This window comes from Tsukamurella tyrosinosolvens (assembly GCF_900104775.1).
In the GTDB taxonomy this organism is placed as follows: Bacteria; Actinomycetota; Actinomycetes; order Mycobacteriales; family Mycobacteriaceae; genus Tsukamurella; species Tsukamurella tyrosinosolvens.
Window position 1 is genome coordinate 1,284,623 of the sequence record NZ_FNSA01000003.1, and the last position, 25,968, is coordinate 1,310,590.

20 protein-coding genes and 1 pseudogene are annotated in these 25,968 nt (G+C 72.4%); 14 read left to right on the forward strand and 7 right to left on the reverse strand.

The window, feature by feature from the left end:
• Positions 1-18 precede the first annotated feature (18 nt).
• Together BLW32_RS07860 and BLW32_RS07865 are read left to right on the forward strand one after the other, a co-directional pair.
• A complete protein-coding gene (locus tag BLW32_RS07860) occupies positions 19-1,053 on the forward strand; it encodes a LacI family DNA-binding transcriptional regulator (protein WP_068741162.1) in 1,035 nt (344 codons plus the stop codon).
• Between the two features lie 11 nt (positions 1,054-1,064).
• A complete protein-coding gene (locus tag BLW32_RS07865; RefSeq protein ID WP_068524612.1) occupies positions 1,065-1,661 on the forward strand; it encodes a suppressor of fused domain protein in 597 nt (198 codons plus the stop codon).
• A 76-nt stretch (positions 1,662-1,737) separates the two neighbouring features.
• Here the strand turns inward: BLW32_RS07865 and corA are convergent, their stop codons facing one another.
• Entirely contained in the window at positions 1,738-2,823 is a 1,086-nt protein-coding gene (corA, locus tag BLW32_RS07870; RefSeq protein ID WP_068524613.1) for a magnesium/cobalt transporter CorA, read from the reverse strand.
• 63 nt (positions 2,824-2,886) lie between these two features.
• Here corA and BLW32_RS07875 point away from each other — a divergent pair, with 63 nt between their 5' ends.
• Complete coding sequence (locus BLW32_RS07875) at positions 2,887-3,792, forward strand: glycine betaine ABC transporter substrate-binding protein (RefSeq protein ID WP_068741163.1); 906 nt, start codon at positions 2,887-2,889, stop codon at positions 3,790-3,792.
• Between the two features lie 57 nt (positions 3,793-3,849).
• Here the strand turns inward: BLW32_RS07875 and BLW32_RS07880 are convergent, their stop codons facing one another.
• Entirely contained in the window at positions 3,850-4,677 is an 828-nt protein-coding gene (locus BLW32_RS07880) for an SDR family NAD(P)-dependent oxidoreductase (protein WP_068741252.1), read from the reverse strand.
• A gap of 122 nt (positions 4,678-4,799) precedes the next feature.
• Here BLW32_RS07880 and BLW32_RS07885 point away from each other — a divergent pair, with 122 nt between their 5' ends.
• A complete protein-coding gene (locus BLW32_RS07885) occupies positions 4,800-5,459 on the forward strand; it encodes a TetR/AcrR family transcriptional regulator (RefSeq protein WP_082791317.1) in 660 nt (219 codons plus the stop codon).
• 270 nt (positions 5,460-5,729) lie between these two features.
• Here the strand turns inward: BLW32_RS07885 and BLW32_RS07890 are convergent, their stop codons facing one another.
• Positions 5,730-9,479, reverse strand: coding sequence for a multifunctional oxoglutarate decarboxylase/oxoglutarate dehydrogenase thiamine pyrophosphate-binding subunit/dihydrolipoyllysine-residue succinyltransferase subunit (locus BLW32_RS07890; RefSeq protein ID WP_074850438.1), 3,750 nt, complete (start codon positions 9,477-9,479; stop codon positions 5,730-5,732).
• Between the two features lie 137 nt (positions 9,480-9,616).
• Positions 9,617-10,396: a hypothetical protein gene (locus BLW32_RS07895; RefSeq protein ID WP_068741165.1), complete on the reverse strand. Its 780-nt coding sequence runs from the start codon at positions 10,394-10,396 to the stop codon at positions 9,617-9,619.
• A 118-nt stretch (positions 10,397-10,514) separates the two neighbouring features.
• On the opposite strand from BLW32_RS07895, the gene BLW32_RS07900 reads away from it, so the two are divergent.
• The 9 genes and pseudogenes from BLW32_RS07900 (at position 10,515) to BLW32_RS07940 (ending at position 20,089) form a co-directional block, all read left to right on the forward strand.
• Complete coding sequence (locus tag BLW32_RS07900) at positions 10,515-10,943, forward strand: acyl-CoA thioesterase (RefSeq protein ID WP_074850440.1); 429 nt, start codon at positions 10,515-10,517, stop codon at positions 10,941-10,943.
• Positions 10,944-10,953: 10 nt separating this feature from the next.
• Entirely contained in the window at positions 10,954-11,577 is a 624-nt protein-coding gene (locus tag BLW32_RS07905) for a GNAT family N-acetyltransferase (RefSeq protein WP_068524617.1), read from the forward strand.
• A gap of 2 nt (positions 11,578-11,579) precedes the next feature.
• Positions 11,580-14,459, forward strand: a complete 2,880-nt coding sequence (locus BLW32_RS07910; RefSeq protein WP_068741166.1) for a DEAD/DEAH box helicase — start codon at positions 11,580-11,582, stop codon at positions 14,457-14,459.
• The gene (locus tag BLW32_RS07915) at positions 14,460-15,245 is read left to right on the forward strand and encodes a hypothetical protein (RefSeq protein WP_068524619.1); all 786 of its coding nucleotides are present in this window, start codon (positions 14,460-14,462) and stop codon (positions 15,243-15,245) included.
• A gap of 58 nt (positions 15,246-15,303) precedes the next feature.
• A pseudogene (locus tag BLW32_RS07920) lies at positions 15,304-15,456 on the forward strand (type II toxin-antitoxin system VapB family antitoxin); the annotation flags it as partial.
• 101 nt (positions 15,457-15,557) lie between these two features.
• Positions 15,558-15,938 (forward strand): PIN domain-containing protein, encoded by a 381-nt coding sequence (locus BLW32_RS07925; RefSeq protein WP_139286335.1) that lies wholly within the window; start codon positions 15,558-15,560, stop codon positions 15,936-15,938.
• 78 nt (positions 15,939-16,016) lie between these two features.
• Positions 16,017-17,153: a metallophosphoesterase family protein gene (locus BLW32_RS07930; protein ID WP_068741253.1), complete on the forward strand. Its 1,137-nt coding sequence runs from the start codon at positions 16,017-16,019 to the stop codon at positions 17,151-17,153.
• A complete protein-coding gene (locus BLW32_RS07935) occupies positions 17,150-19,783 on the forward strand; it encodes an AAA family ATPase (RefSeq protein ID WP_068741168.1) in 2,634 nt (877 codons plus the stop codon). The genes BLW32_RS07930 and BLW32_RS07935 overlap by 4 nt, the downstream gene beginning before the upstream one ends.
• 90 nt (positions 19,784-19,873) lie before the next feature.
• The gene (locus BLW32_RS07940; RefSeq protein WP_074850442.1) at positions 19,874-20,089 is read left to right on the forward strand and encodes a hypothetical protein; all 216 of its coding nucleotides are present in this window, start codon (positions 19,874-19,876) and stop codon (positions 20,087-20,089) included.
• 27 nt (positions 20,090-20,116) lie between these two features.
• On the opposite strand, the gene BLW32_RS07945 is transcribed toward BLW32_RS07940, so the two are convergent.
• The 3 genes from BLW32_RS07945 to BLW32_RS07955 all read right to left on the reverse strand — a co-directional run bounded on the left by BLW32_RS07945 (position 20,117) and on the right by BLW32_RS07955 (position 23,401).
• A complete protein-coding gene (locus tag BLW32_RS07945) occupies positions 20,117-21,640 on the reverse strand; it encodes an acyl-CoA synthetase (RefSeq protein WP_068741169.1) in 1,524 nt (507 codons plus the stop codon).
• 117 nt (positions 21,641-21,757) lie between these two features.
• Entirely contained in the window at positions 21,758-22,234 is a 477-nt protein-coding gene (locus tag BLW32_RS07950; protein WP_068741170.1) for an SRPBCC family protein, read from the reverse strand.
• An 18-nt stretch (positions 22,235-22,252) separates the two neighbouring features.
• Positions 22,253-23,401 (reverse strand): MFS transporter, encoded by a 1,149-nt coding sequence (locus BLW32_RS07955; RefSeq protein WP_068741171.1) that lies wholly within the window; start codon positions 23,399-23,401, stop codon positions 22,253-22,255.
• 80 nt (positions 23,402-23,481) lie between these two features.
• Between BLW32_RS07955 and BLW32_RS07960 the strand changes: the two genes are divergently transcribed.
• Complete coding sequence (locus BLW32_RS07960) at positions 23,482-25,941, forward strand: HAD-IC family P-type ATPase (RefSeq protein WP_068741172.1); 2,460 nt, start codon at positions 23,482-23,484, stop codon at positions 25,939-25,941.
• Positions 25,942-25,968 lie beyond the last annotated feature (27 nt).

Below are 25,968 nucleotides of genomic sequence, written 5' to 3' on the forward strand. Positions count from 1 at the left end.
GCGAGGGGAGGTGCACCTATGGCGACCATGGCCGACGTCGCGCGTCTGGCGGGTGTCTCGCGCAGCACCGTCTCCTACGTCCTCAGCGGCACCCGTCCGATCTCCGCGGACACCCGCGAGCGGGTCCTCGCCGCGATGGAGTCGCTCGACTACGCGCCCAACGTGCTCGCCCGCGCCCTCGCCGGAACGCGCACGGGCCTGCTCGGACTGCTGCTCTCGACCGAGGCCCTCGGCCAGGGCGTCGACACTGCGGGCTATCTCACCGCCGCCGCGGACGAGGCACGCGCACGGGGCTCGCACCTGATGCTGCTGCCGGGGCCCGCCGACGATGCGGGGCCGGTGCGGGAGACCGTGCGGCAGGGGCTCGTCGACGGCTTCGTGGTGATGGAGGTGTACACCGCGGACGCGCGCGTCGACTACCTCCGCGAGGCGGGTGTCCCGTTCGTCCTCGTCGGTCGGACCGACGATGTCGAGGGAACAGCGTTCTGCGACGCGGACTTCGACGCCGCTGCCGAGGAGGCGGTCGCGCACCTCGCGGAGCGGGGACACCGCGACGTGGCCGTCCTCACCGGGCCGGCGGTGGACCGCTCCCACGCCCCGGGTTTCGCCGTGCGCTCGCTAGCCGCCGTCGACGCGGCGGCCCGCCGACACGGCGTTCGATCCCGCGTCGTCCCGACCGCGGCTACCTTCGCCGGGGGATGGGACGCCTACGCCGGCATCGCCGCCGCGGGCGCGACCGGCGTGCTCCTATGCAACGAGCCGGCCGGTCTGGGCATGATCTCGGCCGCCGTCGCCGCGGGAGCCCGCGTTCCGCAGGACCTCTCGGTGCTCACGGTGTTCGCGGGAACGGAGACCGGGGAACTGACCCGCCCCAGGCTCACCAGCATCGGACCGGACCACACCGCGATGGCGCGCCGCGCGATCGAGTTCCTGCTGCGCCGCGTCGCCGGCGAGCCCGCGGCGGACCTGCAGATGCTCAGTGTCCCGGTGTTCCTCGATCGTGGCAGCACGGCGGCCCCCCGCCCGCCACGCCCGGTGTCGCCGGGTCCGTAGGATCGGAACCCGTGACTTCCGTCGTCGACGCCGTCCGGGCGCACCTCGCCGAGCACTACGCGGGCCGCGGCTTCGCGCCACCCGCCTCGGCGTCGGTCACCTTCCTCGGGCTCGAGCCGATGACGATCCAGCGGTGGGTCGGTGAGCCGCTCGTCGCGTTCGCCAGCGTCGGCTGCTCGCGCCACTCCATGACCGACCCCAACGCGCTGGTCACCGCCGAGGACGGGCCCCGCGCCGAGGTGATCCTGGAGCTGCGGCCCGCGGACGACGGGCCGGGCGCCGCCCTCGACGGCGTGCACCGCTCCCTCGCGATCCTCGCCGCCACGCCCGCCGTCGAAGGGCTGGTGCTGGCGCCGGACGCGCTCGTCGACCTGAGCGCGCCGCTGTGGGCGGGGGCGCCGTTCACCGCGGTCCTACTGGGCGAATCGGCCGTGCCCGACCTGGATCGCGCGGACGGCGAGCCGGTGCGGTTCCTGCGCGCGGACCCGATCACCGCCAACGAGGCCGCGTGGGTGCGGCTCAAGGGCGCCACCGCCCTGCGCGAGGCCTGGGAAGAGGCTGGCATCGACCCCGCCGACCCGGGCCGGCCCGCCGCGCGGGCGGTCTAGTTCACGAATTCGCGTTCTGCGGGCCCGGACGTGCGTGGGGACACCTCCACCGCCGCAGAACTCGACATCGTGAGCGCTACAGCCACTTGATCTTGCGGAACACGACGAACAGGCCGAGACAGGCGACGAGCATGATCGCCAGCACGATGAAATAGCCGTACTGCCAGTGCAGCTCGGGCATGTTGTCGAAGTTCATGCCGTAGACGCCCGCGATCATCGTGGGCACCGCGACCAGGCCGATGATGGCCGACATCTTGCGCATGTCCTCGTTCTGCTGCATCCCGATCTTCGCGACGGCCGCGTCGATGAGGGAGCTCAGCACGTCGTTGTAGGTCTCCACGTGGTCGGCGACCATCGCCTGATGATCGAGCACGTCGGAGAAGTAGCGCTGGATCTCGTGCGGGATGATGTCACTGAAGTCGCAGGTCAGACGCTTGAGTGCGTGGGAGAGCGGGTGGATGCCGCGGCGCAGTTCCACGATGTCGCGCTTGATCTGGTAGATCTCGTCGACCTCGGTGCGGGCGCCGGCGCGGAAGACGTCCTCCTCCACCCGGTCGATGTCGTCCTCGAGGAGGTCGGAGACCGCGACGTAGGTGTCCACCACGTGATCGGCGACGGCGTGCATCACCGCCGACGGCCCCAGCTTCAGCAGCTCCGGATTGGCCTCGAGGTTCCGGCGGACGCGGCGCAGGCTGCCGTGGTCGCCGTGCCGCACGGTGATCACGTGGTCGGGCCCGACGAGCACCATCACCTCGCCGGTCTCGACGATGCGCGCCATCGGGTCGGTGCGGTCGTGGCCCACGTAGTTCACGGTCTTGAGGATGAGGAAGAGCGTGTCGTCGAACCGGTCGACCTTGGGCCGGGTGTGCGTGACCAGTGTGTCCTCGACGGTCAGGGGGTGCAGGCCGAAGACGCGGGCCACCTCGTCCATCTGGTGCTGGTCGGGATCGAGCAGGCCCACCCAGACGTAGCCCTCGCCGCGGCGCCGGACCTCCTCGATCGCCTCGACGTAGCCGAACCTGCCGGGCAGGCGCACCCCGTCGACGTAGACGCCACAGTCGACGACGGCGCGCGCGACCGGGACGGGGACGCGCGGCACGACCGCCTCGCGGACCTCGCGGCGGCCCGCGCCGGGCCGGGGCATGGACGGGATGGAGGGCATGGCCCCAGATAGTAGACCCGGGCCAGGCGGCCGGCCCGCGGCAACGCCGGGTAGAAAGTAGGCGTGAGAACTCGCACGTCCCGCCTCGCCGTCGCGGCCCTCGTCGCGCTGGCGGTCGCGGGCTGCTCCGACCCCGGCGACGCCGCCGACCTGGGCCCGCGCACCGCGCCAGGCACCGTCACCGTCGGCTCGTCGGGGAGCGCCGCCTCGAAGGTGGAGGCCCTGATCTACGCCGGCGCGCTGCGGATGGCCGGCACGCCGGTCGAGACGCGACTCGGGCTCGGGCCGGGGGACGACGCGGCGGTCGCCGCCGTCGAGCGGGGCGACATCACCGTCGCGCCCGCGCTGACCGGCGCCCTGTGGGATCGCTACCGGCCGGGCGCCGCCCAGCCGACGAAGGCGAAGGAAGAGGAGTCCGAGAATCCGCGGGCGCAGTGGGACGCGCAGTTCGTCGCGCTCAGCGCGGTCCTCCCCGAGGGGCTCGGCCTGGGCGACCCGACGCTCGCGCTCGATCAGCCGATGCTGTTCGCGCCCAAGGACGCGCCGTCCGCGACGCTCCGGGGCTGCGAGGGCCTCTCCGGCGCTGTCGCGGTGCCGGCGGGGTCGCCGTCGGACCTCCGCGCCCGCTACGGCTGCGCGACGGGGCCGGTCGTGCCGGTCGCCGACGAGGCCGCCGCCGCGCGCGCCGTCCGGGACGGGCGCGCCGCACTGGCGCAGCTCGGCACCCTCTCGGCCGCGGCGAAGGACCTCGTCCAGGTGGCCGATCCCGACGGTGCCGTCCCCTCGCGGGCCGTCGTGCCGCTGGTGCGGCGCGACGGGCTGACGGTGGCGCAGACGAAGCGGCTGTCCGCGGTCGCCGGGGAGCTCACCACGGCGGATCTGGCGGAGATGGTCGCGCGGGTCGAGTCGGGGGAGCGGACGCCCGAGCAGGCGGCCGGCGATTGGGCCGCCGAGCACACGCTGAAGTAGCGACGCGACGAGGGCGGGGTACCGCCGCCGGTACCCCGCCCTCGTCGCGCGAGTGCGCTAGATGCGCTTGTTGAGCTGCTTGTCGACGAGAGCGTTGACCCGCTCGTACGCGGAGCCGCCGAGCCGGACGAGCACGTCGATGATCTTCGCGTCGGCGCCGACGAGCACGCGGCCGCGGTTCTTCTTGACCCCGTTGAGGATCGTGCGCGCCGCGTCGTCGGCCTCGGTGCGGGCGAGGTACTTGTCGAAGAGCTCGGCGGAGGCGGACTGGTCCTTGCCCTCGGCGACGGTGGCGTTGCGCGCGATCGCGGTCTTGATGCCGCCGGGGTGCACGCAGGTCACGCCCACGTTGTGGTCGCTGGAGAGCATCTCGATGCGGAGGGCCTCCGTGAAGCCGCGTACGCCGAACTTGGCGGCGTTGTAGGCGCTCTGGCCGCCGACCGAGAGCAGGCCGAACAGCGAGCTGGTGTTGACGATGTGCGCGTCGCCGGAGGCGATGAGGTGCGGCAGGAACGCCTTGGTGCCGTTCACGACGCCCCAGAAGTCGATGTCCATGACCCGGTCGTAGTCCTTGAAGGACGTGGTCTCGACGGGCTCGTGGTGCGCGATGCCGGCGTTGTTGAACAGGAGGTTGACGGTGCCGTAGTGCTCGACCACGTCGTCGGCGTAGGCGAGGAGCTGCTCGCGCTCGCCGACGTTGACCACCTTGGTGTGCACCTCGGCGCCGCGCGCGCGGGCCAGCTCGGCGGTCTGCTCGAGGCCGGTGGGGTCGTAGTCGCACAGGGAGAGCTTCGCGCCCTCATCGGCGAGCTGGAGTGCCAGCTCGCGGCCCATGCCGGAGGCGGCTCCGGTGACGACGGCGACCTTGCCGCGGAAACTCTTCATGCTGTTCATCCCTCACGATGTCCTGGCCGGGCGGCTGCGATGCGCCGCCGAGCGGCGTACTTACTCGACAGTAGGGTCGGGAAGCGAGGTCTGTCAACGACCTATTGAGTATGATTCAGTAGGTGACCAGAAAGTCCGTCGCCGCAGCGGTGGGGCGCAAGCGCACCCGGCTCAGCCCCCAGGCCCGGCGCCAGCAGTTCATCGACCTGGGCCTGCTCAGTCTGAAGCACCAGGCGCTCGAGCAGGTGTCCATCGAGGACATCGCGAGCCAGGCGGGTGTCTCCGCGGGCCTGTTGTTCCACTACTTCGACTCCAAGCTCGACTTCCAGGTCGCGCTCGTCGAGGAGCAGGCGCGGATCGTCGGGGAGGTCGCCACCCCCGACCGCGACCCCGAGGACATCACCGACGTGATGCCGATCCTCAGCGCCACGCTGGGCACCTACGTGGACCACATCATGCAGAATCGGCAGTCCCTGCTGCCGATGCTCGCGGGCGTCAGCTGGTCCGAGCCGCGGATCCGGACCGCTGTGAAGTCCGTGCGCGAGCAGATCGTCGACCATTTCGTGAGCCAGGCCGAGAACATCGGCATCGAGCGCTCGCCCCGGTTCGTGCTCGCCGTGCACGGCTGGATCGCCGTCGTCGAGGAGACCCTCGTGCAGTGGCTCGACGAGAACGCGGGCTTCGCCGCGATGACCCGCGACGAGGTCGTCGAGCACCTCGCCACCATGTTCGTGGGGATGGCGGGGGCGGTCGGGCTCGATCTCACGTCGGGCGCGGCCTGACGGTGCGCGTCGGGCCTGGGCCTGGGCCTCGGCTGAGTGTGCGTGGGCCGGGCCGGGTGGGGGCGACACCGCTCGCTTAGACGTCACTCCCTCGCCTAGCGGCTCGGGCGCTCCGATGCGCTCGACGGTGTCGCCCCCATCCGCCCCTCCTTCGGTGGCCGACTCGCCTTTGGTGCCGATCCTGCGCACGTTCCGTGCGCGCACCGTCGGAACAACGAGAAGGGCCGGTCCTCCCGAAGGAGGACCGGCCCTTGTCGATGGCTCAGCGGATCAGAGGACGAAGGCCTCGTCGATGATCTGGGCCTGCTCCACGGCGTGCACCTTGGACGAGCCCGAGCACGGGGCCGACATGGCGCGACGCGAGACGCGCTTGATGCCGACCAGGCGGTCGTCGAGCTCCGGCAGGGCGAGGCCGAAGAACGGCCAGGCGCCCTGGTTGGCCGGCTCCTCCTGGACCCAGCGCACGTCCGTGGCGTTGGGGTACAGGTCGAGCGTGGCCGGCAGGCGACGCGAGGGGAGCGGGTACAGCTGCTCCATGCGGACGATCGCGACGTCGTCGCGGCCGTCCTTCTTCCGGCGTGCCTCCAGCTCGTAGTAGAGCTTGCCGGACACGAGCAGCAGCTTGGTGACCTTGCTGCGGTCGCCGCCCTCCACCTCGAACGCGGGGTCGTCGATGACCGAGCGGAACTTGCCGCTCGTGAAGTCCTCGACGGGGCTGACGGCGGCCTTGTTGCGCAGCATCGACTTCGGCGTCGCGACCACCATCGGGCGACGCACGCCGTCGAGGGCGTGCCGGCGCAGCAGGTGGAAGTACGAGGCCGGCGTCGACGGCATCGCGACCGTCATCGAGCCCTCGGCGCACAGCTGCAGGAAGCGCTCGATGCGGGCCGACGTGTGGTCCGGACCCTGGCCCTCGTGGCCGTGCGGGAGCAGCAGCGTCACGCCCGACGTCTGGCCCCACTTGGCCTCGCCCGAGCTGATGAACTCGTCGATGATCGACTGCGCGCCGTTGACGAAGTCGCCGAACTGCGCCTCCCAGCACACCAGCGCGGACGCGTCGGCCACGGAGTAGCCGTACTCGAAGCCCAGGCCCGCGAACTCGGTGAGCGCGGAGTCCAGCACCTCGAACCGCCCGGGCGACGGGCTCCCGTCGGGACCGAGATGCTCGAGCGGGGTGTACTCCGCGCCCGACTGGCGGTCGATGAGCACCGCGTGGCGCTGCGTGAACGTGCCGCGGCGGCTGTCCTGGCCGGCGAGGCGGACCGTGCGGCCCTCCTCGAGCAGGGTGCCGAACGCGAGGAGCTCGCCGAAGGCCCAGTCGATGCCGCCGTCGCGCGACATCTCGAAGCGGCGCTTGACCACCGGGGCCACGCGCGGGTGCACGGTGAAGCCCTCGGGGACGTTGGCGTACGCGTCGCCCACGCGCTGGATCTGCTCCAGCGGCACCGCGGTCACGAGCGAGCTCGGCAGCGGCTGATCGGCGATGATCGACGGCGCGGGCTCGGCCTGGAACTTCTCGAGCTCCTTGACCTCGTTGAAGACCCGCTCCAGCTGGCCCTGGTAGTCGCGCAGCGCGTCCTCGGCCTCCTTGGTCGAGATGTCGCCACGACCGATGAGGGCCTCGGTGTAGGACTTGCGGACACCGCGCTTGGTGTCGATCACGTCGTACATGCCGGGCTGGGTCATCGACGGGTCGTCGCCCTCGTTGTGGCCGCGGCGGCGGTAGCAGACGAGGTCGATGACGACGTCCTTGTCGAACTTCTCGCGGAAGTCGACGGCCAGCTTGGCCACCCACACGCATGCCTCGGGGTCGTCGCCGTTGACGTGGAAGATCGGCGCGCCGATCATCTTCGCGACGTCGGTGCAGTACTTCGAGCTGCGCGAGTTCTCCGGCGAGGTGGTGAAGCCCACCTGGTTGTTGACCACGATGTGGATCGTGCCGCCGTTGGAGAAGCCCGGCAGGTTCGCCATGTTCAGCGTCTCCGCCACGACGCCCTGGCCCGCGAAGGCGGCGTCGCCGTGCAGCATGAGCGGCATGATCGGGTGCTCGCCCTCGGGCGGGTTCTTCATGTCCTGCTTCGCGTGCACGATGCCCTCGAGCACCGGGTCGACCGCCTCGAGGTGCGAGGGGTTGGCGACCAGCGAGACCGTGATCTCGTTCTCGCCGAACATCTGGTAGTACTTGCCCTCGGCGCCGAGGTGGTACTTCACGTCGCCGGAGCCGTGCGCCTGCGACGGGTTCAGGTTGCCCTCGAACTCGGTGAAGATCTTGCTGTACGGCTTGCCGACGATGTTGGCCAGCACGTTGAGGCGGCCGCGGTGCGGCATGCCGATGACGACCTCGTCGAGCTCGTGCTCGGCCGCCTGGTCGAGCACCGCGTCCATCATCGGGATGACCGACTCGGCGCCCTCGAGCGAGAAGCGCTTCTGGCCGACGTACTTGGTCTGCAGGAAGGTCTCGAAGGCCTCGGCCGCGTTGAGCTTGCTGAGGATGTACTTCTGCTCGGCGACGGTGGGCTTGATGTCCTTCGTCTCCACGCGCTCCTGCAGCCACTTCTGCTGCTCGGGCTCGAGGATGTGCGCGTACTCGATGCCGACGTGCCGGCAGTACGCGTCGCGCAGGACCGAGAGCACCTTGCGCAGCTTGAGCCGCTCGGCGCCGTGGAAGCCGCCGACGTTGAACGTGCGGTCCAGATCCCAGAGGGTGAGCTCGTAGGTGAGGACGTTCAGGTCGGGGTGCGACTCGAGGCTCTCGTTGTTGTAGCGCAGCGGGTCGACGTCGGCCATGAGGTGGCCGCGCGCCCGGTAGGCCGCGATGAGCTCGAGGACGCGGGCGTCCTTGTCGATGCCGTGGGCGGGGATGTCCTGCCGCCAGCGGATCGGCTCGTACGGCACGTGCATCGTGCGGAAGATGTCGTCCCAGAAGTCGTCGCTCAGCGTGAGCTCGTGGACGTACCGCAGGAAGTCGCCGGACTCGGCGCCCTGGATGATGCGGTGGTCGTAGGTCGAGGTCAGCGTGGTGAGCTTGCCGACGGCGAGCTCGGCGATCTTCTCGTCGCTCGCGCCCTGGAACTCGGCGGGGTACTCCATGGCACCGACGCCGATGATCGCGCCCTGGCCGACCATCAGGCGGGGCACGGAGTGCACGGTGCCGATGCCGCCGGGGTTGGTCAACGAGATCGTGACGCCGGCGAAGTCCTCGGCGCCGAGCTTGCCGGTGCGGGCGCGACGAACGATGTCCTCGTACGCGGCCACGAACTGGCCGAAGTCCATCGTCTCGGCTTCCTTGACGCCCGCGACCACGAGGCTGCGGCTGCCGTTCTTGCCGACCAGGTCGATGGCGATGCCGAGGTTCACGTGCGGCGGGGTCACCGCGTTCGGCTTGCCGTCGACCTCGGCGAAGTGCCGGTTCATGTTGGGGAAGGCCTTGACGCCCTGCACCAGGGCGTAGCCCAGGATGTGCGTGAAGCTGATCTTGCCGCCGCGGGTGCGCGCGAGGTGGTTGTTGATGACCACGCGGTTGTCGAACATCACCTTCACCGGCATCGAGCGCACCGACGTCGCGGTCGGCACCTCGCGGCTGGCGTTCATGTTCTTGACCACCGCGTTCGCGGCGCCGCGGAGCACGGTGCGCTCCTCCTCGGCCGGGAACGAGGCGGGGGCCGGGGCCTTGGGGGCCGGCGCGGGCTTCGCGGGCGACGACGGTGCCGGGGTCACCGGGGTGGACGGCGCGGGGGTCAGCGTGGTGTCGGCCGTCTTCGGGGCCTTCGCAGCGGGGGTGGCCGCGGGCGCGGCGGGCTGCGCCGGTGCCTGCGCGGCGGGGGCCGCTGCGGCGGGGGCGGCCGCGGGGGCCGCGCCGTTACTCGCCGCGCTGCTGCCCTCCGCAGCTCCCGGGGTGTACTTCGAGAGGAATTCGTGCCAGCTCGGGTCGACCGAATTAGGGTCGGCCTTGAACCGCTCGTACATCTCCTCGACCAGCCACTCGTTTTGGCCGAAATCCGATACAGAACTGCTGCTCACGGCAGGTCCTCGCCTCGATTCATCATCGTCGTATCAAGCGCGCGCCGCACTGGATCGCAGAGGGCGCAGGTCCGCGCGGTCCAGGGTAGTCCACCACGGAAAACCTGTGTCGGTTACTCCCGTTCCCCGGCCCCGGATCACTCGGTGCCGGGACCCGGCAGACCGCGCGCGGAACCGTCGGTCGCGGAGCCCTCGACCACCCGCAGGTGGGCGGTGGGCCAGGTGGTGGGGACGGGGCCGAAGGCCGCCCGGGAGTTCTTGATCACGCCCTTGCCCAGGACGCGGTTGCCGCCGGCGCCCACCACCGCGCCGATCCCCGCGGGGAGCAGCTTGCCGAGGATCAGCGGCGACTTCTTCGCCAGGAACCGTCGGCTGAACATCTTCATCAGCTGCTTGTTCAGGTTGCCCAGCCCGGGGAGCTGCGTCGGGTTCTTCTTGAGGTTCATCAGCGAGGCGTTCTTGGCGCCGACGGTCGCACGCAGCGCGCCGAGGCCCGCCTCGCCGAGGACGGCGGTGAGCACCAGCGCCTTGCGCAGTTCCCGGTCCTCGGGGGAGATCCCGTACACCTCGGCGACGGCCAGGGCGTACAACGCCGAGGCCTCCATGAAGACCACGGTCTCGGCGCCGATGGTGCCGATCGCGGCCAGGGTGCCGACGCCCGGGACGGCGGCGGTGGCGCCGGCCGCGCCGCCCGTACCGGTCACGGTCAGCAGGTAGCGCTTCTCGAGCCGCTCGATGATCTGCGACGGCGTCTCGTCGGGGTGGTCGGCGCGCAGGCTCGCGACGTACTTCGCGACGGCGGGCGCCTGCAGGCGGGCGGCGCGGTCGATGACGGAGCCCAGGACGCCGCCCCCGCCGTGCTGGACGGCGGGGAGGTCGGGCTGATCGGGCTGGATGCGCGCGGGCTTGTTCGCCATGGTGTCCTCCGTCGGAAGCGATCCTGGTGACCTTTCACCCCATCTAACCCCCGACGACCCCCGGAAAGTTCCCGACCGGCGCACCGGGCCGCACCCCGCCCGCGTACCGTCGGAGACCGTGCCGAGCATCGACGAGCAGCCGTACACCCTGGTCATTCCGACGCGCTGGAAGGACAACGACGTGTACGGGCACGTCAACAACGTCGTCTACTACAGCTTCTTCGACACGGTGATCAACACCTTCCTCATCCGCGAGGGCGGCCTCGACATCCACGGCGGCCCCGTGATCGGCCTGTGTGTGGAATCTCACTGCCGCTACGACGCCCCGCTGGCCTTCCCCGAGCCCGTCACCGCCGGGCTGGCGGTCACGAAGCTGGGCCGGTCCAGCGTCACCTACGCCGTCACCCTGTTCGACGGTGCCGGTGCCCCCGCGGCCGAGGGCTGGTTCGTCCACGTCTTCGTCGACCGGGAGACGCGGCGCCCCGCGGGCGTCCCCGACGGGATCCGCGCCGCGCTGGAGCGCCTGCTCGTCGGTGCCCCGCAGTAGCCTGCGAGCCATGGCGTTCCTCACCCCGCTGGAGCCCGTCACCCTGACGGGCCACCTGGTCACGCTCGTGCCGCTGGCGCACGACCAGCACGACGGCCTGCTCGAAGCGCTCGAGGACGGGCAGCTGTGGGACCGCTGGTACACGTCGGTGCCCGCGCCCTCGGGCCTGCGCGCCGAGATCGACCGCCGCCTGGAGCTGCAGGAGAAGGGCGAGATGATCCCCTTCACCGCGATCGATGTCGCGGGCCGCGTGCTCGGCATGACCACCTACTACGACATCGACGCGACGGTCCCGCGGATGGAGATCGGCTACACCTGGAACCGTGCCTCCGCGCACGGCACCGGCACCAACGCCGAGTCCAAGCTGCTGCTGCTCCGGCACGCCTTCGACGTGCTCGGCTGCGAGTGCATCGGGCTGCGCACGCAGTGGGTCAACACGCAGTCGCGCGAGGCCATCGCCCGGCTCGGCGCGAAGCAGGACGGGGTCCTGCGCAGTTACAAGCGGTACCGCAACGGGGCCCTGCAGGACGCGGTGCTCTTCTCGATCCTCCGGCACGAGTGGCCGACGGTGGACGCGCACCTGCGGCACCGTCTGCGCCACCGGCACGAGGCCTACCGCTCCGTCCCGGAGTAGTCGTGCCCCGTCCCCAGGCCGCCGCGCACGGGCTGTGGCGCCCGGGCCTCGGACTCGCGCTGTGGTTCACCGACGATCTCGGCGAGCCCACCGCCGAGCCCGATCTCGCAGCCCTGCCCGCGCCCGTCGCCGAGGTCCTCGGCGACCGCCGCCCCCGCCGCTCGGTCACGTTCGCCGGGCCGCAGGGCCGCCTCGTCGCGCCCGCCCTCACGTTGGGGCCGGAGCGCGCCGCCGCCCTGCTCGACGCCCTCGCCCCGTCCGACGGTGCCGGCGACCTGCGGTACCTGCGCTGGGTCGCGAAGTCCGTCGAGCGGTTCGTCGCCGCCGGGGCCGTGAGCCCGGCGCTGCGCGGCGACGACGGCGAGTGGATCGTGCGCTGGGCGCCCGTCGAGTCGGTGCAGTGGCGCACCTGGGGACAGACGGCCGCGGCCGCGATGCCGCCGGTGCTGCGCCGGACGGGGGACCTCGCCGCGATCCTCGACATGGCCGCGGAGCTCACGGACGGGTACGCCCGGCGGCGGCTCGGCGACGGGCCGTGGTCCTGGGTGGCGGCGCCCTCGCTGCGCGCCCTCGTCGACGGCGAGCCCCTTCCGGCCCGCGCCGTCGCCGACGCCGGGGCCGCCGCCGCGTGGACCGAATGGGCGGGCAGCGTCCGCTCCGCCGAGACCCTGCTGGTGCTGCGGCTCGTGGAGCCGGACGGCCGTGGCCCGGGCGAGAACCCCCTGGCGCCGCGGAGCACGCCGGGCGGGACGCCGTGGCGGCTCGAGGTGTGCCGCCGCGTCCCCGGCGCGGCGCCCGTGCGCGCCGACCCGGGCCGGATGAGCCCCGTCGACCTCGACGACCTGGCGGGCGAGCTGGCCCGGGCCCTCGCGGTGTACCCGCCGCTCAAGCGGGTCGCCCAGGACGATTCGTCGCTGGACTTCCTGCTCACCACCGAGGAGGCGGAGGCGCTGTTCCTCGAGGGCGCCCCCGGGCTGACGAAGGCCGGCTACGAGGTGCTGCTGCCCGCGTCGATCGCGACGGTGCGCCCCGCGCTGCGGCTCGTCGGGCGGGAGCAGCCCGGCCGCACAGCGCTCACGGTGCAGGCCGGCCTCGCCGAGATCAAGGACTTCGCGTGGCAGCTCGCGGTCGGCGACACCGTTCTCACCGGGAGCGAGTTGGCCACCCTGGCGAACGCGGCGTCGGGGCTGGTCGAGGTCCGCGGGAAGTGGGTGCGCGCGGATCGCCGGACGCTGGCGCAGGCCGCGCGGTTCGTCGCCGAGCAGCGTTCCGCCGCCGAGTCCGGCACGGACCTGAGCGACCTGCTCGGCATGATCGCCGATCCCGCGGCCCTGCCGGCCCCGCTCGCCGCCGTCGACGGCCTCGGTTGGCTCGACTCGGTCTACCGCGGCGGCACCATCGCCCCGGTGGAGGTGGCGGCACCGTCGACGCTGAAGGCCCAGCTGCGCGACTACCAACTGCGTGGGCTCGAGTGGCTGGTCACGCTGTGGCACAGCGGCATCGGTGCCGTCCTCGCCGACGACATGGGGCTGGGCAAGACGATCCAAGTGCTCGCGCTGCTCTGCCACGAGCGCGAGCGCGCGGACGAGGCGGTGCGGCCGACGCTGCTGGTCTGCCCGATGTCGGTGGTCGGCAACTGGGTCGCGGAGGCGCAGCGCTTCGCCCCGGGCCTGCGGGTACACGTGCACCACGGCACCGATCGGCCGACCGGTGAGGAGTTCGGTCGGGTCGCGGCGGCCTCGGACGTCGTGCTCACCACCTTCGCGCTCGCCGCCCGCGACCGGGAGCTGCTCGCCGGTCACCACTGGGGCCGCGTCGTGGTCGACGAGGCGCAGCACGTCAAGAACGTCAACACCGCCGCCGCGAAGGCGCTGCGGTCCATCCCGGCCGCGCATCGGGTCGCCCTCACCGGCACGCCGGTGGAGAACCGGCTCGAGGACCTGCGCGCCGTCATCGATCTGGTCAATCCCGGCCTGCTCGGCTCGGCCCGCACGTTCCGCAACCGGTTCGCGCTGCCCATCGAGCGCGAACAGGACCAGGCTGCCGTGCGCCGGCTCAACACCCTGACCTCGCCGTTCATCCTGCGGCGGGAGAAGACCGACCCGGCCATCGCCCCGGAGCTGCCGGAGAAGGCCGAGTTCACGGTGCGCGCCTCGCTCACGCCCGAGCAGGCGGGGCTCTACCAGGCCACCCTGAACCGGCTGGTGGAGGAATTGCGGGAGTCGCAGGGCATGGGCCGCCGCGGGCTCGTGCTGGCCTCGCTGACCCGGCTCAAGCAGATCTGCAACCACCCCGCGCACTACCTCGGCGACGGTTCGCCGCTGCTGCGCCGCGGGCAGCACCGCTCGGGCAAGGTCGAGCTGCTCGCCGACATCCTCACCACCGTCGCCGACGAGGGCGAGCGTGCGCTCGTCTTCACCCAGTACGCCGAGTTCGCGCGGATGCTCCAGCCCTGGCTCACCGGGCTGCTCGGCGCGGAGGTGCCCGTGCTCGACGGTGCCGTGCCGCGCGCCGAACGCGATGCGCTGGTGGCGCGGTTCCAATCCGGCGGGGGCGCTCCCGTCCTGGTGGCGACGGTGCAGTCCGGCGGCACGGGCCTGAACCTCACCGCCGCGAATCACGTGATCCACGTGGACCGCTGGTGGAACCCGGCCGTCGAGAACCAGGCCACCGACCGCGCCTTCCGCATCGGCCAGACCCGCGCGGTGCAGGTCCGCAAGTTCGTCTGCGCGGGCACGCTCGAGGAGCGCATCGACGGGGTGATCGCGGCGAAGAGGGAACTCTCGTCGATGACCGTGCGGACGGGTGAGGCCTGGCTGACGGAGCTGAACAACGACGAGCTGTACGAGCTGGTCGCCCTCCGGGACGAGGCGGTGGTCTAGATGGCGCGAAAGGCGCGTGACACCGCGCGGCCGATGGGCGCGACGTGGTTCGGCCGACGCCTGATCCAGCAGCGCGAGGAGGTCACCGAGCGGCGCAAGGTCCAGTACGCGCGGCGGCTCTACCAGGAACATCAGGTGTACTCGCTCGCCGTGGTGCCCGCGTCGATCACCGCGACGGTCCAGGGCAGCCAGCTCGACCCGTTCGGCGTCGCGCTGTCGCGGGTGCCCGGCGACGCGGCCGCGGTGGTCTCCCTGCTGGTGGCGCAGGGCGCGGCCGCGGAACTGCTCGGTGTCACGCGCGGCGAGCTGGGACGCACGCTGGGCGAGCTGGTGCTGCCCGAGACCGCGTCCGACGTGATCGTCGACTGCGCGTGCCCCGACGACTCCGGCGCGTGCGTGCACGCCCTCGCTGTCACCTACGAGTTCTGCGCCGCCGCCGACGCCGACCCGTCGCTGATCCTCGACTTCGCCGGCGTCCCGCTCGCGGGGCTGCTGGCGCGCGTCAGCACGTCCGAGCGGGAGGGCTCCGCACCGTCGACCCCGGAGGCCGACGGTGCCCGCGAGGGCTGGGATCCCGACGCCTGGGACGCCGGGGCCGCGGCCTTCTACGGGGAGGGCTACGACCTGCCGCCGCTGCCGGAGCCGTCCCCGATCGACGCGATGACCCTGCTCGACCCCGCGCTGCTGCGCATGGCGCTGCGCCGCACCGGGACGAAGCCCGCCGACGTCGCCGAGGCGCAGGACGAGCTCGCGGAGCTCTACGACCGCCTCCGCGACCCGCGCTGAGCTGCTGAATGTGGATGATGTTGGTAGTCTGCATACAAAGCCAACAAGGAGGTTGCGCATGTCAGTCACGCAGATCGACCTCGATGACGAGGCGCTGGCCGAGGTCATGCGACTGGCGGGTGTCCGCACCAAGAAGGAGGCGGTGAACCTCGCGCTGAGCGACTACGTCGACCGGTTTCGCCGCGTCGAAGCGCTTGCGCGCTCGCGTGAGCAGGCGAAAACGTGGGACTACGACGGGTGGATCGCAGCACGTGCCGACGAGAAGGCGGTGCGTTGATTCAGTTCCTCGCGGATTCCTCGGCGGTGTGGCGCCTGCAGCGGGACCCCGAGCTGACGGGACAGTGGCTGGAAGCCCAGCTCAGCGGTGCGATCGGTTCGTGCGACCCGCAACGAGCCGAGTATCGCCGGTCTGCTCGCAATGTCGACGAATTCGACTCGATGAGCGCCATGTTCATCGACCTCTATCCGGATGTTCCGGTGCCGACGACGGTCTGGAGCTGGGTCGACGCTGCGCAGTTCCGTCTCGCGAAGGTCGGCGCGGCGCGCGCGTTGTCCGTGGTCGACCTGCTCGTCTGCGCGACCGCCGCGGCCCGCGGTCTCGTCATCCTCCACGACGACGCCGACTTCGAACTCGCCGAGCGTCTTCTCCCTGCTGTGCAGGCGCGACGCGTCGTCGGACCGACGGCGAACTGATCGTCGGCCCGCGTCGGTGCCGGGACTTGTCGGTGGGGGTCACTACCCTGAGGGGCGACCGACGAGGGGGTGATGGGCATGCGATTTCTGCACACGGCGGACTGGCAGCTGGGGATGACCCGGCACTTCCTCGATGCGGACGCGCAGGCCCGGTTCACCGACGCCCGGCTGGACGCGATCTCCCGGCTCGGCGCCGTGGCGGCCGAGCGGGAGGCGGAGTTCGTCGTGGTCTGCGGTGACGTCTTCGAGGACAACCGGCTCGCACCGGCCGTCGTCGCCCGCAGCCTCGACCGGATCGCCGCGATCGACCGCCCCGTCTACCTGCTGCCCGGCAATCACGATCCGCTGGACGCCGCCTCGATCTACACCTCCGAGGTGTTCCGGCGGCACCGCCCCGCGAACGTGATCGTGCTGGAGAGTCCCGGCGTGCACGAGGTGCGCCCCGGCGTCGAGCTGCTGGCCGCGCCGTGGTTCTCCAAGCACCCCGCCGGGGACCCGCTCACCGAGGCCGTCGCCGCAGCCGCCGCGCCGGCCGCCGGGGTGATCCGCATCGCCGTCGGGCACGGCGGCACCCTGCCCGTCGGCGCCCGGGACCAGCGCCTGATCGACGTTGACGCGCTGTCGGCGCGGATCGCCGCCGGCGAGCTGCGCTACGTCGCACTGGGCGACCGGCATTCGGTCACCGAGGTCGCGCCCGGCATCTGGTACTCCGGCGCCCCCGAGGTCACCAACTTCGACCACAAGGAGACGGCCTCCGGTTCCGTCCTCGTCGTCGACGTCCCCGACGCCGGCCCGGCCCGCGTCGAGCGGGCGCGTGTCGGGACGTGGCGGTTCGCCTCCCGCGAGTTCCCCCTCACGGCCGAGCGCGACGTGGACGCCGCCGTCGGCGCGCTCGCGGCGCTCCCGGACAAGGACCGCACCGTGGTCAAGGTCGGCTTCACCGGCACCGTCGGACTCGCGGCGAAGGCCCGGCTGGACGCCGAGATCGAGGCCCTGCGGGCGCGGTTCGCGGCGGTCGAGCTGTGGGAGCGCAAGACCGATCTCGCGGTGCTCCCCGGCGCGGAGGAGCTGGACGCGCTCGACCTCACCGGCCCGGCCGCCGACGCGGCGCAGGAGCTCCTCGGCGTCGCGCGCAGCGGCGGGGAGCGGGCGGCGGACGCCTCCGGGGCGCTCGCGCTGCTCTACCGCCTCACCCGCCAGGAGGTGGGCGCATGAGGCTGCACCGCCTGGCGGTCAAGGACTTCCGCGGCGTCGACGAGCGGGAGATCGCCTTCGCCGACACCGGTGTCACCCTGCTGCACGGCCCCAACGAGGCCGGCAAGTCATCGATGGTCGAGGCGCTGCAGCTGCTGCTGGAGGTCAAGGCCACGTCGAAGTCCCAGCGGGTGGAGGCCGTGTGCCCCGCGCACCGCGACGCCGGCCCGTTCGTCGAGGCCGAGCTGACCGTCGGCCCGTACCGCTTCGTCTACGCCAAGCAGTACCACCGCCGCCCCGGCACGACGCTGACGGTGCTGGAGCCCGCGCCGCTGCAGCTCACCGGCGGCACCGCGGAGTCGTGGGTGGCGGAGCAGATGGCCGCGCACGTCGACGGCGACCTGCTCGCCGCGCTCACCGTGCTGCAGGGCCCCGGGCCGGGCCAGCCGTCGCTGCGCGACAGCGCGGCCTTCGCGAAGGCGCTGGACTCGGCGTCGGGCGGCGCGGGGGAGGACGAGCCGGGCGCCGAGCGGCTGGCCGAGGCCGTCGCCGCGGAGCGCGCCCGCTACTTCACCCCGACGGGCCGCCCGACGGGCGAGCTGTCCGCCGCCCGCGCCCGCGAGGCCGCCGCCCGCACCGCGCTGGACGAGGCCGAGGCCGCGCTGCGCGAGGTCGACCGGGTCGTCGAGGAGCACGCCCTCGCCTCCGCGCGCCTCGGGGCCCTGGTGGAACGACGGTCCGCGGCCGCCGCGGACCTGGAGGCCCTGGCCGCCGACCAGGAGCGGATCGGCGCGCTCCAGTCGACCCTGGCGCAGGCCCGCGCCGCCCACGAGTCGGCGCTGCTGCGCGAACAGCACGCCGGTGACGCCGCGAACCGCCGGCGCCGGCTCGTCGACAAGCAGGTGCTGGCCGTCGAGCGCACGGCACAGGTCCGCGTGCAGCGCGACCGCGCACTCGCCGACCGCGAGGTGCTCGCCGCGGAGGCGTCGTGGCTGGAGACCACGGTGCACGAGCTGTCGGCAGTCTCCGCCGACCGTCGCGAGCGGAAGTCGCAGGCGCAGTACGCCGTCGACTACGCCCGCGAGTCGGTCGGCTACCAGCGCATCGTCAAGCGGATCGAGCAGGCGCAGCTCCTCGGCAAGGACGTCGAGGACGCGCGGAACCGGCTGGCCGCCAATCCGCTCGACCGTCGCGCCCTGCAGACCATCGCGGTCGCCGAGCAGCGGTACGAAAAGGCGCAGGCCCGGTTCTCCGCGCTCGCCGCCACCCTCAAGCTCGAGCGGCTGGGCTTCTCCGACGTGCTCGTCGACGGGCGCAACATCGGCGAGGAGCCCGTCGACGTCGTCGCCGGGAACGGCACCGTGATCGAGGTGCCCGGCGCGGTCCGGATCGAGGTGATGCAGCGGGGCGAGAGCGCCGACGCGGCCGCCGAGGTGAGGGCCGCGCACACCGCCCTGCTCACCGCGTGCCGCGATGCCGGCGCCGCGGACGTCGCCGAGGCCCGCGAGCTGCACGAGCAGCGCGAGGCCGTGGAGATCGAGCTGCAGGAGGCGCGGATCGCCCTGGCGCACGCCCTGGGCGACAACACCCTCGCCGAGCTGCGGCAGCTCGCGGAGGAGGCGGCGGAGCGGATCGTCGCGCTCGAGGCCGCGGTCGAGCCCGAGCTGCTGGCCGTCGACCCGGAGCGGGCGAAGGCGAATCTCATGGACGCCACGCAGGCCGAGGTCGCCTCGCGCGGTGAGGAGCGGCGGACCCGCGAGCAGCTCGGGCAGAAGCAGAAGGAGCTGCACACCGCGGACGTCACGGCCCGCACGGCGGCCAACCGGCTGCAGGACTTCGACCACCAGGCGGCCGAGCTGACCGCCGAGCTGGAGCGCGCCCGCGCCGAGTCCGCCGACGAGGCGCTGGGCGAGGCCGCCGACGCCGCCGTCGCCGCCCGCGAGGCCGCCGCGGCCCGGGTCGCCGAGCACGAGGCCGCGGCCCAGGATGCCGACGTCGCGGGCTTCGCCGCCCGGCTCGCCGCCGCCCGCGCGCAGGACGAGCGGGCCCGCGCCGCGGAGGCCTCGGCGCGGGAGGAACTCGCCGGACTGGGCGGACAGCTGCACCTGTTCCAGGCCGACGGCCGCCGCGACCGGCTGGACGCGGCCGAGGCGGAGCACGTGCACGCCGAGCGGAGCCTCACGTCGGTGGAGGAGCGGGCGCGCGCCGCGGCGCTGCTGCACGACACCCTGACCGCCCACCGCGACGCCCGCCGCGCCCGCGTGCAGGCGCCGTACCAGCGGGCGCTGGAGGAGCTGGGGCGCACCGTCTTCGGCGACCCGCTCACCATCACCGTCGGCGACGACCTGACCATCGCCTCGCGCACGGTCGAGGGGGTCACCGTGCCCTTCGACTCCCTGTCCGGGGGTGCGCAGGAGCAGCTGGGCGTGCTCAGCCGGCTCGCGTGCGCCCGCCTGGTCGACGGTGCCGACGGCGCGCCCGTCATCTTCGACGACGCCCTCGGCCACAGCGACCCCACCCGCCTCGGCGCGATGGCGGACGCCCTGGTCGAGGCGGGCCGCTCCGCGCAAGTGATCGTTTTCAGCTGCGTCCCCGGCCGGTTCGACGCCCTCCGCGGCCGTGACGGCGTCACCGAGGTCGCGCTCGGCTAGTGCGACCTCGGTTGGCTCCATCAGAGGTGCCGCAGCAGGATATGTGCGATTGCGCAGGCCGCGGGCCCCGCCCCGTGCGAGGCTGATCTCATGGGATTGAACCTCATGCCGTTCGTCGTCCTGCTCATCGTCGCCGTCCTGGTGGCGGCGATCGCCGCTGTCGTCGTCCTGATCGTCAGATCGGTGCGGAAGTCGAAGCAGGTGGCGTCGCCGCCGCCGTATTCGCCGGGACCGTACGGGCAGCAGGGGCCGGGGCTGCCCGGTCCGGCGCCGTATCAGCAGCGGCCGCCCCACGACGGACCGTAGGTCCGCCGCGGAGCGAGAGCTCGTGGCTCAGACCTGCTCGCGCAGTTTGAACTTGAGGACCTTGCCCGCGGGGTTGCGGGGCAGGGCGTCGACGAGGTGCAGGGCCAGCGGCAGCTTGTACGGCGCGAGGGAGTCCTTCGCGAACTCGCGCACCTCCTCCAGCGTGAGCGACGCCTCCGGCTTGAGGGCGACGATGGCGGTGACCGCCTCGCCCCACTTCTCGTGCGGCGTCCCGATGATCGCGACCTCCGCGATCGACGGGTGGCGGTACAGCACGGACTCGACCTCGGCAGGGTAGACGTTCTCGCCGCCGGAGATCACCATGTCCTTCACGCGGTCGACGACGGTGACGTAGCCGTCCTCGTCCTGCTGGCCGACGTCGCCGGTGTGGAACCACCCGTCGGCGTCGATCGCCGCACCGGTGGCGTCGGGGTTCTGCCAGTAGCCGGGAGTGACCTGCGGGCCGCGCACGCAGACCTCGCCGCGCTCCCCGGCGGGGACCTGGGCACCGTCGGGCCCGAGCAGCGCGACCTCGGAGAGCGGAAGGACGTGGTGGCCGGCGGCGCCGATCTTGCGCGCGGTGTCGTACACGTCCATGACGAGGGCGAGCGGCGCGGTCTCGGTGAGGCCGTAGCCCTGGCAGAAGGGGATGCTGCGGCCGTTGTAGAGCGCGATGAGCGGCTCGGGGACGGGCGCGCCGCCGCAGGTGAACTGGCGGACGCTGGAGAGGTCGGTGGTCTCGAAGGCCGGCACCTGGCTCATGAACAGGAACATCGCGGGCACGCCGAACATCGTCGTCACGCGGTGCTGCTCGATGAGCTGCAGCGCGGCGGTGGGGTCGAACGCCGGCAGGATCACCAGCTGCCCGCCCTTCTGCAGGGTGATCAGGGTGGTGACGTTGAGGCCCCCGATGTGGAACATGGGGGCCGCGACGAGGCTGATGTCCGTCGACATCGTGTCGAGGCTCAGGAGTGCGTTCATGTTGTTCCAGAACATGTTCCCGTGGGTGAGCATCGCACCCTTGGGGCGTCCGGTGGTGCCCGACGTGTACATGATGAGCGCGAGGTCGTCCTCCGCCGGCGACTGCGGCTCGGCGATGGGCGCGCGCGCCGCGAGGAGGGGCCCGAGCTGCTCCCAGCCGTCGACCGGCTCGAGCGCGATGGCGCGCGTGATGCCCGACGAGGCCCGCACCGGCTCCACGACGGCGGCACGGTCGGCGTCGGCGACGAGGGTGTGCACGCCCGCATCGCTGAGGATGTACTCCAGCTCCGCCGAGGTGAGGCGGAAGTTCAGCGGCACGAAGACGGCTCCGGCGCGGGACGCGGCGAACATCGTGGTGAGGAAGTCGGGGTGGTTGAAGCCCACGTACCCCACGCGGTCACCGGTCCCGATGCCGCCCGCCACCAGCTCGGCCGCGAGCCGGTCGACGCGGTCGGCGAGCTCGCGGTAGGTCCACGTCGTGTCGCCGTAGGTGACGGCGGGGCGGTCCCCGCTCACGGCCGCGCGGCGCGCGATCCAGGATCCGAGGTCGACGGCGGGGCGAGCGGGCATGGTGCCTCCTTGCAGGCAGCGGCGCGGACGATTGCGTGCATTCTGTCCGGCGGGGCGCCTCGCTGGGGGTGATTCGCCGGATTCCCCCGGCCCGACGGTGCCGCGCCCGCCCGGTTCTCAGGCGTCGCCGGCGCCGGTGTTCTCGCTGCGCTGCTTGAGGGCCGCGAGGCCCTTCTCGAAGTCCTTACCGACGAGCCGGTCCATCGGCACGATCTTGCCGAACAGCGAGGCCAGCCCGCTGGTCTCGCCGGTCATGGTCCACGTGACCCGCACGCCCGCGCCCGCCGGGGCGATGTCGAAGCGCACGTGGTTGTGCGCCGGGAAGGGCTTGAGGAACTCGAGGTCCACGTCCACGGAGGCGTCCGGCTCCACGGCGGAGATCGTCATCCGGCCGGCCCCGGCCTTGCGGTTGCCCTTCCACGCGTAGGTCGCGCCGGGACCGCTCGACGGTCCGCCGTACTCCCGGTGCAGGTGCGGGTCGAGCCCCTCCCAGGGCGACCACAGCCGCCACTCGTGGAGGTCGGCGATGAGCCCGTAGACGGTGGTGGCGGGCGCGGCGATCTCGGTGGATCGGGTGACGGTGAACGCGGTCATGAGCGGAAGAATACGACGCTAACGCAGGCGGAGCGCGGCGAGCGCGATCACGACGAGCACCACGGTCAGTCCGGCGAGGCCCGCGGTGAGCCCCGCGGCAGCGGCGATGGCCCCGACCAGCAGCGGGCCGCCCGCGTCGCCGAGTTCGCGGCCGATCTCCGCGGAGCCCATGGTCTGGCCCAGGTGCTCCTTGGGGGAGCCCTGCGCGAGGTGTGCGAAGCCGAGGGGCGTCACCAGGCCCACGCCGGCGCCGATCGCGACGGCGGACACCACGATCCCGGCAGGGCCCGGGATCGCGACGGCGAGCAGGCCGAGCGCGGCGAGGGCCAGGCCTGAGGCGATACCGGCACCGTCGGACAGCCGACCGGCGTCGCGCGCCCGCCCGGCCCGCGGCTGCACGAGCGAGGCGGTCAGCGCGAGCACCGACACCACCGCGCCCGTGAACAGCGGGCCCAGGCCGTGCTCCGAGCCGGCGACGGGGAGGAAGCCCACGCCGACCGCGAGCACGCCGGTGGAACCCGCGAGTGCCGCGGTGGGGAGGAGGAACGAGCGTGAGCCGAGCCGGCGCGCCAGGTCGAGGACCGTCTGCCGCCGGCGGGGCAGGGGATCGAGCACCGGGACCGCCGCGACGGCCCACGCCGCCACCAGGGCCGCGACGCCGCCGAGCACGCCGAACAACAAGGTGTACCCGCCGGCCCAGATCAGCGCGCCGCCGAGTACCGGGCCCAGGGTGTAGCCGAGGCCCTTCCACGCGCCGTAGCTGCCGAAGGCGCGGCCCTGCGCGGTGTCCGGCGTGAGCCGCGAGACCATGGCGCTCGCGGCGGGGGAGAAGGCCGCGGCCGCCGCGCCCTGCGCGAACCGGGCCAGCGCGAGCCAGGCCGCGTCGCCCGCGACGACGAACGCCGCCGACGCGAGCGCGAAGGCCACGAGGCCGCCGAGTAGCACGGGGCGGGGCCCGATCCGGTCGGCGAGGGTGCCGAAGACGGGCTTGAGCAGGACCTCGGCACCGTCGTAGAGGGCGAGCAGCAGCCCGAGGGTCAGGAGTTGCGCACCGACCGAGCCGGTGAGCCCGCCGAGGCTCGCGGCGATGCTGTGGGCGCCGAAGGCGGTGGTGAAGCCGGCGGCGTAGAGGGGATACAGGGCGCGGCTCTGCGTCGTCGCGGTCACGAGGGGAACCTAACAACACGGGGGTGTCGCGGGCATCACCACAGGGTCGTGGACGCCCGGGCGTCATTAGACTCGCGGTCATGACTGCTGCTCCCGACACGACCTCCGGCGTCCCCGCGTCCGGCCTCACCGCGGCGCAGGTCGCGGAGCGGGTACGCGACGGCCGGGTCAACACGCTGCCCAACCGGTCGGGCCGGAGCACGTGGGACATCGTCCGCGCCAACGTCTTCACCCGCATCAACGCGATGCTCGGGGTGCTCTTCCTGCTGGTGCTTTTCACCGGCTCACTCATCAACGGCCTGTTCGGCCTGCTGATCGTCTTCAACTCGGGCATCGGCATCATCCAGGAGCTGCGCGCGAAGAAGACGCTGGACTCCCTGGCCATCGTCGGGCAGGCCCGCCCCGTCGTCCGGCGCGACGGTGCCGCCACCGAGGTCGGGCAGTCGGAGGTCGTGCTCGACGACGTCATCGAGATCGGGCCAGGCGATCAGATCGTGGTCGACGGCGAGACGATCGAGTTCGAGGCGCTCGAGGTCGACGAGTCTCTGCTGACGGGCGAGGCCGATCCCGTCGACAAGCAGCTGGGCGACGAGATCTTCTCCGGCAGTTTCGTGGTCTCCGGCTCGGGTGCCTACCGCGCCACGAAGGTCGGCGCCGACGCCTACGCCGCGAAGCTCGCGGACGAGGCCAGCAAGTTCACGCTCGTCAACTCCGAGCTGCGCTCGGGTATCGACAAGATCCTGCAGGTCATCACGTGGCTGCTGGTCCCGGCCGGCGTCCTCACCGTCTTCAACCAGCTGGTGATCTCGAAACAGGAACTCAACCAGGCGATCCTGGGCATGGTCGCGGCGCTGGTCCCGATGGTGCCCGAGGGGCTCGTGCTCATGACCTCGATCGCCTTCGCGGTCGGCGTCGTGCGGCTCGGGCAGCGCAAGTGCCTCGTGCAGGAGCTGCCCGCGATCGAGGGCCTGGCCCGCGTGAACGTGGTGTGCGCCGACAAGACCGGCACGCTCACCGAGAACGGCATGCGCCTCGCGGAGCTCGACGTCCTCGATGGGGACCGCGCCGGCATCGAGGCCGCGCTCGCCGCGGTCGCCGCGCTCGACCCGCGCCCCAACGCGAGCGTGCAGGCGATCGCCGAGGCGTACCCGGACGCCCCGGCCTGGCGCGCCGCCGCGGTCGCGCCCTTCAGCTCCGCCAAGAAGTGGTCCGGGATCTCGCTCGCCGACGGCGCCGCGCCGCAGGGGAACTGGATCCTCGGCGCCGCCGACGTCCTCCTCGATCCCGAGTCCGACGGTGCGCGGCGCGCCACCGAGTTGGGCTCGACCGGGCTGCGCGTGCTGCTGGTGGCCTCCACCGACGTGCCGGTGGACACCGAGGTCGACGGGCTCGAGGCGCCCGGGAACCTGGTGCCGCGCGCGCTGATCGCGCTGGAACAGCGGGTGCGCGTCGACGCCCGCGACACCCTCGACTTCTTCGACTCGCAGGGCGTCGCCGTGAAGGTGATCTCGGGCGACAACGCCGTCTCCGTCGGCGCGGTCGCGCACTCGCTGGGCCTGGGCTCACCCGATTCGTCCGTGGATGCGCGGAAGCTGCCGTCGGACAACGACGAACTGGGCGAGGTCGTCACCGACAACGTGACCTTCGGGCGCGTGCGCCCCGACCAGAAGCGGGCGATGGTCAAGGCGCTGCAGTCGCGCGGCGACACCGTCGCCATGACCGGCGACGGCGTGAACGACGTGCTGGCGCTCAAGGACTCCGACATCGGCGTGGCGATGGGGTCCGGCAGCTCGGCCGCGCGATCGGTCGCGCAGATCGTGCTGCTGGACAACAAGTTCGCCACCCTGCCCTACGTGGTGGGCGAGGGCCGGCGGGTGATCGGCAACATCGAGCGCGTCGCGAACCTCTTCCTCACCAAGACCGTGTACGCCGTGCTGCTGGCGTGGCTCGTCGGCCTGGCCGGCCTGGGCGCCAAGATCTTCGGCTTCGCGCCGATCTCGTATCCGTTCCAGCCGATCCACGTGACGATCGCGGCCTGGTTCACCATCGGCATCCCCGCGTTCGTGATGTCCTTGGCGCCCAACAACGAGCGCGCCAAGACCGGGTTCGTCGGGCGCGTGCTGCGGCTCGCGGCGCCGTCGGGCGTGGGGATCGGCCTGGCGACCTTCCTGTGCTACCTCGTGGTGAACCCGGGCGGCTCCGGGGCGGCGCTGGGCGGGAAGGCGGCGACGCTGAGCGTCGAGCAGATCCAGGCGTCGACCGCCGCGCTGATCACGCTGCTCGTGGGCTCGCTGTGGGTGCTCGGCATCGTGGCGCGGCCGTACACCTGGTGGAAGATCCTGCTGGTCGGCGGCTCGGTCGCCTTCTACGTGGTGCTGTTCTCGATCCCGCTGGCGCAGGAGAAGTTCTTCCTCGACATCAGCGATCCCGAGACGGTGGGCATCGGGTTCGCCTTCGGCGCGCTGGCGATCGTGATGGTGGAGGTCTTCCGCCGGGTGGCACCCTCGCTGTTCCGCGCAGTCGCGCACCGTCGGGCCTGAGACCGCAGCCCCGGGGCTAGCCCCGGC